Below are 8076 nucleotides of genomic sequence, written 5' to 3'. Positions count from 1 at the left end.
CGCGGGTCTGCTGCAGGCTTATCGGTTTATCGCGGATAGCCGTGATGAGGCGACCGGCGAGCGTTTGGATAACCTTGAAGACCCGTATCGTCTGTTCCGTTGCCACACGATCATGAACTGCGTCGACGTCTGCCCGAAGGGGCTCAACCCGACGAAGGCGATCGGCAAGATCAAGGAATTGATGGTTCGCCGCACTGTCTAGAGTGAAGTGAATAACCCACGCTTCGTGTCGTCGGCTGCCCGAAAGAGCGGTCGGAGCGCCGCGGAGCGACCCGGCAAGTATTGACATGAACGATGCATCGCATCAGTCCGATCCTCTCCGCCGCGCGCGTCTTCGCTGGCGCGCGCGGCGGGGCCTGCTGGAAAACGATCTGATCTTTGAACGTTTTTTCAGCCGATATGAGCATGACCTCAGCGATGCCGATGTGGGCGCACTTACGCGCCTGCTCGAGCTGAGCGATAACGACCTGATGGACTTGCTTCTCGCGCGCAAGGAACCTGAAGGCGAGCTTGCCGACCCCGATGTGATTCGGGTCCTGGAGCTGCTGCGCAACGCTTGAGCGCCGCGAGTGCGTTGTTCCAGGCGTGCAATTATCGAAACCCTGTTTACATACTTCGATTGAGGATGTGCTATGACCCCGTCAGATGTTAAAGCCACGCTATCGTTCAGCGACAATTCGCCGAGCGTTGAAATGCCGATTTACAAGGGCACTCTCGGCCCGGACGTGATCGACATCCGCAAGCTGTACGGCCAGACCGGCAAGTTCACGTACGACCCGGGCTTCATGTCGACGGCGGCGTGCAATTCGGCGATCACCTACATCGACGGCGATAAGGGCGAACTGCTGTACCGCGGCTACGCGATCGACAACCTCGCGCAAAACGCCGACTTCCTCGAAACGTGCTATCTGCTGCTGAAGGGCGAACTGCCCAACACGGAGCAGAAGGCCGAGTTCGTGAAGACCGTCACGAATCACACGATGGTGCATGAGCAAATGCACTTCTTCTTCCGTGGTTTCCGCCGCGACGCGCACCCGATGGCGATTCTGGTTGCCGCAGTCGGCGCGCTGTCGGCGTTCTATCACGACTCGCTGGACATCAACAATCCGCGTCACCGTGAAGTGTCGGCCATTCGCATGATCGCGAAGCTGCCGACGCTGGTCGCGATGGCGTACAAGTACAGCATCGGCCAGCCGTTCGCGTATCCGCGCAACAACCTGTCGTACAGCGCGAACTTCATGCATATGATGTTCTCGAACCCGTGCGAGGAGTACGAGGTCAACGACGTGCTGGTGCGCGCGCTCGACCGTATCCTGATTCTGCACGCGGATCACGAGCAGAATGCGTCGACGTCGACCGTGCGTCTCGCCGGTTCGTCGGGCGCGAATCCGTTCGCGTGTATCGCAGCGGGCATCGCCTGCTTGTGGGGCCCGGCGCACGGCGGCGCGAACGAAGCAGCGCTGAACATGCTGGAAGAAATCGGCTCGGTCGACAACATTCCTGAGTTCATCAAGCAGGTGAAGGACAAGAACTCGGGCGTGAAGCTGATGGGCTTCGGTCACCGCGTCTACAAGAACTACGATCCGCGCGCGAAGCTGATGCGCGAAACCTGCCACGAAGTGCTGAACGAACTGGGCCTGCACGACGACCCGCTGTTCAAGCTCGCCATGGCACTGGAAAAGATCGCGCTGGAAGACGAATACTTCGTGTCGCGCAAGCTGTACCCGAACGTCGACTTCTACTCGGGCATCGTGCAGCGCGCGCTGGGCATTCCGACGTCGATGTTCACGTGTATCTTCGCGATGGCGCGTACGGTTGGCTGGATTGCGCAGTGGAACGAAATGATCGCCGATCCTGAGCAGAAGATTGGCCGTCCGCGTCAGTTGTTCATCGGCGATACGCCGCGTGAGGCGAAGCCGATCGGGCAACGCTGAGCGGGTTGAGTCTGCCTGGCCTGTAGTGGCTGGTTCGCTACGGGCTGGTGTGGGCTTCAACGCTTGAGATAGAAAACGCCCCAACGGGTACACCGTTGGGGCGTTTCCGTTTTCGACGCGTATTGCGACGCGTGTTGCGTGCGGCGAGCCGTTCGTCGTGGAAGCTCATTCGCGCCGCTGCCGCCTTCCCGACCTTTCGAGCGAAGGCGGACGCATTTGCAAATTATGCGGCGTCGCGGCCGCGTCTTCCGCGGCCCGGCCATGCGTCTCGAAGAAGCGTCGATACGCGCTCGGCGTCATGCCGCGCGCCGACAGAAACTGTCGATTGAAATTGGCCAGATTCGCAAAGCCGGCCTTCGCTGCGATCAGCGCGATGGGCCATGTCGTGTCCGTCAGTTGACGCGTGGCATAGCCGATCCGCAGACGGTTCAGATAACGCCCGACGCTTTCGCCGAGATGCCGCACGAAGTAGCGGTGCAACGAGCGCTCGGACAGGTTCGCTACCTCGCACAGTTCGGTGATCCGCAGCGGCTCGTGAAAGCGCCGGTCGAGCAGATCGAGGACGCGGTTCAGCCGCTCGGCTTCGGACGCGCTTGCGCCCGGCGTGACGGTAACGCCTCCGACGGGGCGACGCGTTCTTGCTTCTGCTTCAGCTCCCGCTCCCGCCTCGACGGAATCGGCCGGTCGGCCCGCCCCGGCAAATCGCACGGCGCTATGCATTGACGCACCGCCTGGCTTCGTTGCACTTCGATACGCTGCCGGCGACGCCAACGGCTCCGAAGTGCCTTCCGCGAGCCGCGCCAGCACGTCGAGCACAGCGCCAAGCCGCACGCGCGGCGACGGGTCCAGCAACGCCTCCATTCGTTCGTGCATCGACGCAGCGGCCTCGCTCGGAAAGCGCAGCCCCGGCGCGGCGCGCCGCAGCAGCGTGCGCAGCGACGCGAACTCCGGGCAGCAGTCCGCGATTCGCCGCGCCCAGTCGCCGCTGAACCACACGACGATCGCCACCTGAGGCGCGCTTGCGTCGATCGGTGCCGTCGACGCCCACGTATGCGGCATGTCGGGCGGCACGAGCACGAGATCGTCGCCGCTGTAGTCCGCGATGTGATCGCCGATAAAACGGCGGCCGCGGCTATTCATCGTCAGCGTGAGTTCGTATTCCGGGTGGTGGTGCCACTCGAACGGTATCTGCGCGAGCTGCCGATGGTAGACGCGGATCGAGCAGCCGTCCGGAATGGTGACGCGTTCGTATTGAGGTTTCACGATAGGCAGCCTGGCCGCACTGGGGAGCCGGAAACGGCGGCGAATGTCTGGATTGTATCGGTATGTGGCCGTAAAGCATGCTTGGCGATGGCCGAACATCCTTAATCTGCAGGAAGGCCGAAGCACACAGATCATCTCAAGGAGACAACCCATGCCGCTCGTCATCGACAATCTTCCCGAGGCTATTCGCAGCACCAAGCGCACGTTGCGGGCCGCGCTGCCGAACCACAAGCAAGTGTTCGAGCAGGTGGAAGGCGCGATCCGCCAGCAGATCGACGCGATTCACCGCGACCGGGCGCAGGGGCGCGATGCGATTCCCGTGTTCGATTATTCGTCGATTGTGTCCGGCGCTGTCGATCAGGCGACGATCGCCAGCATCAAAACGCGCGGCGCGTGCGTCGTGCGCGGCGTTTTCGACCGGCAGCAAGCAAGCGAATGGAACGACGAAATCGCCGAATACGTGCAGCGTAACGACCTCGACGCCAGGCTGGCGCATCGCGCGGAAGACAAGTATTTCGGCAACCTCGCGTCGAGCAAGCCGCAGATTTACGGCGTCTACTGGTCGAAGCCGCAAACGGCCGCGCGCCAGTCGCCACAGCTAACGAATACGCGCGTGTTCCTCAACCGCCTGTGGACGTCGGAGAGCGAAGGCCGGCGGCACTTCGATCCCGAGCGCGTGCCGGTGTACGCGGACCGGATTCGTCGCCGGCCGCCGGGTTCAGAGTCGCTCGGTTTGTCGCCGCATGTGGATGGCGGCTCGGTCGAGCGCTGGCTCGACACGAATTTTCAGCAGGTTTATCGGCATGTGCTGTCGGGCAACTGGCGCGCGTATGACCCGTTCGACGCCGCGTATCGGCCGGACGTGCAGGAAATTCCGTCGCCGGCCGTGTGTTCGATGTTTCGCACTTTCCAGGGCTGGACTGCGCTAACGCCGCAAGGCCCCGGCGACGGCACATTGCAATTGATCCCGATCGCCAACGCGATGGCTTACGTGATTCTGCGAGCATTGCAGGACGACGTTCCCGACGACGAACTGTGCGGCGCTCAACCCGCCCGCGCGCTGTCGATCAAACCTGAATGGCACGGCCTGCTGCTCGAAGCAGTCACGCCGATTCCGCACATGCAGCCGGGCGACGCGGTGTTCTGGCACAGCGACGTCGTGCATTCCGTCGAGGACGCGCATCGCGGCAGCGGCTACAGCAACGTGATGTACATCGCTTCGGCGCCGTGGTGCGCGAAAAACGAGGCCTACCTGAAGCGTCAGTTGCCGAGCTTTTTGCGCGGCGAAAGCCCGCCCGATTTTCCCGCCGACCACTTCGAAACGGACTTCGCCGGCCGCGCTCAGGAAAGCGATTTGACGCCGCTTGGCCGCGCGCAACTCGGCTTCGATCTTTCGCGCTAAAGCATCGGATGCCCGCCGGCGACGACTCGGTTTATTCGCTTGCAGACCAGAGCCGACTCCGGGCGGGCGCGTCGCGTCACCGCCAGGCGCTCATGCCCGGCGCCGCACGATTCCATAAATGACCAGCAGCACGATCGCCCCAATCACCGACGCCACCCAGCCTGCCGGCTGCCCCGGCTGATACCAGCCCAGCGCACGTCCGACGTAGCCCGCAATCAGCGAGCCGGCAACACCGAGGATGATGGTCATGATGAGACCCATGCGGTCGTCGCCTGGCTTCAGCGCGCGCGCAATCAATCCGACGACCAGCCCTACGATCACTGTACCAATGAAGGAAAACATGCTGACCTCCCAAAGAGTGTGAGTACTTCAGTCTTCTTTACTACGAGCTGCCGCTTTCCCGGCGACGCTTTTCGGAGCATACGCGAGACGCGGGATAGGACCAAAAAAGGCGCATTGGTTTGTGCATCGCGTGCGCCGTCGCAACAATCGCGCCCAGGTCCAGGCGCGACTAGGACGTTCGGGAATGTCCCGCACTTGCCGTTGAGCACTGCATTGGACTGTCGGTGATGCGGGTATCGATTCTCGGCTCGACCTCGCCGCGCAATAGGCGAATTGCGTTCGAGCCCGACGGCGTGGAAATCATCGCGGAACCAGGAGCCGCCGCCGCAACGTCGGACGAAGCACTTAGCGCTACTGTCCCTCAGCGCGCCAACTCGTCCGTCTCGTCCGCAGCGTAAATGATCTGCGTGCCGTTATCGCCGAGCCACTTTGCGAAGTCCTCGGTCAGGCCCCCGTCGGTGACCAGATAGTCGATCCTGTCCATCGCCCCGAACGCGGCGAACTCGCGTTTTCCGAACTTGCCCGAATCGGCGAGAAGGTAGACGGTCTTTGCCGCATCGATCATCGCCCGCTTAACGTGCAGGTCGATGAAGTCGGGGTACGAAATACCGGATTCTTTCGACACACCACCGGCAGCCAGAAACAGCTTGTCGACGAACATGCCCTGGAAAAAGGCCGACGCCTTTTCTCCTGAGACCGCAATGGTTTCCGGCTTGAATTCGCCGCCCGTCAGCATGATCCGGTTGGTAGGCTCCGCGCCGAGAATGATCGCGATGTTGAGCGCATTCGTTACGATCCGCAGGTTCTGACGATCAAGAAGATTTTTCGCAAGTTCGGTCGTCGTCGCACCGCAATCCAGAATAATCGAGTCGCCGTTTTTGACGAGGCTCGCCGCCATCCGTCCGATCAGCGCTTTTTCCGGACTTGTCGGAAGGATGTTGGCCCGATCGACAAAATGCCGCTTCGGACCCGCCTCCGACGTGACCAGGCGGACGTTGCCGTGCACGCGTTCAACGCGTCCCTGCTTCTGCAACTCATCAATGTCTTTTCGAATAGTTGGCATCGAAACGCCAAACTCGCTGGAAAGCTCGGAAAGCTTTACCAGCCTGGCGGCCTGCACTTTCTCAAAGATCTTCTCTGTTCTTGTCCGTTGGTCCATTTGCTCATCCCGCGAAGCGTCGGTGCGGCTTCACAACACCCGTCGATATTGTGCCCTAAACGGCAGCAGTATGGCCCGGCCAGGGGTTTTCCCGCTTTCCATCTATTTCTCTTTGACTTTCTAAAGAAAGTAACAGAAACTGAATCTCAAGCAAACGGGAAGTTCGGGAGTTGGGAATGGAAAACCCCTACAAGCAGTCTGGCGACGCCCTACATCGGCGGGCGCAGGAAATCCGTAAAAAAATCTGCGTGATGAATTCCGCTGCGAAGAGCGGCCATACGGGCGGCGACATGTCCGAGGCCGATGTGCTCGCGGCGCTGTACTTCCATGTGCTCCGCTACGAGGTTCAGTCGGACCGCACCGTCAAATGGCACGACGAATTCATCCTCAGCAAAGGACACGGCGTAGGCGGCCTCTATTCCTGTTTTGCCGAACTCGGCTGGCTGGCTGACGAAGAACTTCTCACGTATCTCAAGGACGGTTCGCGTCTGCCGGGACATCCGGTCAGGCAAAAGCTGCCGTCGCTGGTGACAGTCAACACGGGCGGGCTCGGACACGGCTTCCCGATCGCGGCAGGGCTCGCGATGGCTAAGCGGCGTCATGCCGCTAACACGGAAGGCTCGGTCGGCCGCGTTTTCGTTCTCACAGGCGACGGCGAACTGGAAGAGGGTTCGAACTGGGAAGCCGCAATGGCGGCGGCGCATTTCGAACTGGCCAATCTCGTGGTGATCGTCGACCGCAACCGGCTGCAACTGGCGGACTTCACCCACAACATCATGGACATGGACCCGCTCGACGAAAAATTCCGGGCCTTCGGCTTCGAAGTGCACGACGTCAACGGCAATCAGGCCGACGCCATCTGGAAACTGATCGAAAGTCTGGACTACGAAAACGGGAAGCCGAAAGTCCTCATCGCTCATACGATCAAGGGCCGCGGCGTGTCGTTCATGGAGAACGTGCCGGCATGGCATCACAAGGTCCCGGACGAAACGCAACTGAAGCAGGCATTGGAGGAACTGGACCATGCGTGAGTACGCCGATTTGCGGGACGGTGCGGTCAGCGCGCTCGGACGGTTGACGGCCGAAGGCCGCGACATTGTCGTGATGGTCGCGGACTCCACGTCCACGTCGAAGATCAGCCCGTTTCTCGAGACGTACCCCGAACGGGTCATCAATGTCGGCATCGCGGAACAGAACATGGTCGGTATGGCCGCGGGCCTGGCCCTGGGCGGCCATGTCGTCTTCACGGCCAACGCGGCGCCGTTCCTCGTGGCTCGCGCTAACGAGCAGGTGAAGAACGACGTCTGCTATAGCGCAACAAACGTGAAGATGCTGGGCCTGAACGCCGGTGTCGCGTACGGCCCGCTGGCGTCGACGCACCATGCCATCGACGACATTTCGATCATGAGCGGATTCGGCAACGTGCAGATTCTTGCGCCGTGCGACGGGATCGAAGTCGTGCAGATGATCGAATACGCTGCGGCCGTCGAAGGTCCCGTATATATCCGGCTCGATAACGCGAAGTTCCCGATCGTTCACGAGGCGAGCTACCGTTTCGAGCCTGGTCGCCCGGACGTGGTGATCGAGGGCAGCCGCGTCGCGGTGATTGCGTTGGGCTCCGTGGTCGGCGAGGCGCTCGAAGCGTGCGAGTCGCTGAAGGCAGAGCATGGCATTACGCCGACGCTCGTCAACCTCTCTTCAATCCGGCCGCTCGATGCCGATGCGCTCGCAAAAATCATTGCGGCTCATGACTCGATTGTCACCGTTGAGGAGCATTCGCTTCATGGCGGCATCGGCGCGCTTACCGCTGTGCTGATGGCGCGGCGTCAGCTCTCGAAACCGCTGACCATGCTCGGCATCACCGAAGGCGAATTCGCAAACTACGGTACGCGCAAAGGCATCCGGCGCCATTACGGAATCGACGCGGCAGGTATCGCCGACGCAATTCGCGCCCAGTGCGCGCATTGAACGTATAG

Annotated in this window: 8 protein-coding genes and 1 pseudogene; 6 read left to right on the top strand and 3 right to left on the bottom strand. The window is 61.4% G+C overall.

Translation table 11 applies throughout. The features are described 5' to 3' along the window. From sdhB to gltA, 3 genes and pseudogenes are all read left to right on the top strand, one after another. A pseudogene (gene sdhB, locus C8K18_RS27255) lies at window positions 1-202 on the top strand (succinate dehydrogenase iron-sulfur subunit); the annotation flags it as partial. Between the two features lie 85 nt (window positions 203-287). Beyond that, window positions 288-560 (top strand): succinate dehydrogenase assembly factor 2, encoded by a 273-nt coding sequence (locus tag C8K18_RS27250; protein ID WP_006047561.1) that lies wholly within the window; start codon window positions 288-290, stop codon window positions 558-560. 72 nt (window positions 561-632) lie between these two features. Beyond that, window positions 633-1934: a citrate synthase gene (gltA, locus tag C8K18_RS27245; RefSeq protein ID WP_006047562.1), complete on the top strand. Its 1302-nt coding sequence runs from the start codon at window positions 633-635 to the stop codon at window positions 1932-1934. 165 nt (window positions 1935-2099) lie between these two features. On the opposite strand, the gene C8K18_RS27240 is transcribed toward gltA, so the two are convergent. Further along, window positions 2100-3197, bottom strand: coding sequence for an AraC family transcriptional regulator (locus C8K18_RS27240; protein WP_044020321.1), 1098 nt, complete (start codon window positions 3195-3197; stop codon window positions 2100-2102). A gap of 151 nt (window positions 3198-3348) precedes the next feature. Here C8K18_RS27240 and C8K18_RS27235 point away from each other — a divergent pair, with 151 nt between their 5' ends. Next, on the top strand, window positions 3349-4599 hold the full coding sequence (locus C8K18_RS27235) for a DUF1479 domain-containing protein (RefSeq protein ID WP_107710436.1): 1251 nt from the start codon (window positions 3349-3351) through the stop codon (window positions 4597-4599). Between the two features lie 90 nt (window positions 4600-4689). On the opposite strand, the gene C8K18_RS27230 is transcribed toward C8K18_RS27235, so the two are convergent. Beyond that, window positions 4690-4941, bottom strand: coding sequence for a GlsB/YeaQ/YmgE family stress response membrane protein (locus C8K18_RS27230; RefSeq protein WP_006047565.1), 252 nt, complete (start codon window positions 4939-4941; stop codon window positions 4690-4692). Window positions 4942-5302: 361 nt separating this feature from the next. Next, complete coding sequence (locus C8K18_RS27225; protein WP_006047566.1) at window positions 5303-6100, bottom strand: DeoR/GlpR family DNA-binding transcription regulator; 798 nt, start codon at window positions 6098-6100, stop codon at window positions 5303-5305. A 176-nt stretch (window positions 6101-6276) separates the two neighbouring features. Here C8K18_RS27225 and C8K18_RS27220 point away from each other — a divergent pair, with 176 nt between their 5' ends. Both C8K18_RS27220 and C8K18_RS27215 read left to right on the top strand, forming a co-directional pair. After that, window positions 6277-7131: a transketolase gene (locus C8K18_RS27220; RefSeq protein ID WP_006047567.1), complete on the top strand. Its 855-nt coding sequence runs from the start codon at window positions 6277-6279 to the stop codon at window positions 7129-7131. After that, a complete protein-coding gene (locus C8K18_RS27215; RefSeq protein ID WP_107710437.1) occupies window positions 7124-8068 on the top strand; it encodes a transketolase family protein in 945 nt (314 codons plus the stop codon). Before C8K18_RS27220 ends, C8K18_RS27215 begins: the two co-directional genes overlap by 8 nt. Window positions 8069-8076 lie beyond the last annotated feature (8 nt).

Origin of the sequence: Paraburkholderia sp. GV068 (assembly GCF_003058125.1) — a bacterium.
GTDB classification, from domain to species: Bacteria; Pseudomonadota; Gammaproteobacteria; order Burkholderiales; family Burkholderiaceae; genus Paraburkholderia; species Paraburkholderia graminis.
This window is presented reverse-complemented; position numbering and strand designations above follow the sequence as displayed.

Excerpts from the sequence above, each read along its gene's own strand:
- C8K18_RS27250 (WP_006047561.1), top strand. The coding sequence starts at position 288 with ATGAACGATGCATCGCATCAGTCCGATCCTCTCCGCCGCGCGCGTCTT.
- gltA (WP_006047562.1), top strand. The coding sequence starts at position 633 with ATGACCCCGTCAGATGTTAAAGCCACGCTATCGTTCAGCGACAATTCG.
- C8K18_RS27235 (WP_107710436.1), top strand. The coding sequence starts at position 3,349 with ATGCCGCTCGTCATCGACAATCTTCCCGAGGCTATTCGCAGCACCAAG.
- C8K18_RS27230 (WP_006047565.1), bottom strand. The coding sequence starts at position 4,941 with ATGTTTTCCTTCATTGGTACAGTGATCGTAGGGCTGGTCGTCGGATTG.
- C8K18_RS27225 (WP_006047566.1), bottom strand. The coding sequence starts at position 6,100 with ATGGACCAACGGACAAGAACAGAGAAGATCTTTGAGAAAGTGCAGGCC.
- C8K18_RS27220 (WP_006047567.1), top strand. The coding sequence starts at position 6,277 with ATGGAAAACCCCTACAAGCAGTCTGGCGACGCCCTACATCGGCGGGCG.
- C8K18_RS27215 (WP_107710437.1), top strand. The coding sequence starts at position 7,124 with ATGCGTGAGTACGCCGATTTGCGGGACGGTGCGGTCAGCGCGCTCGGA.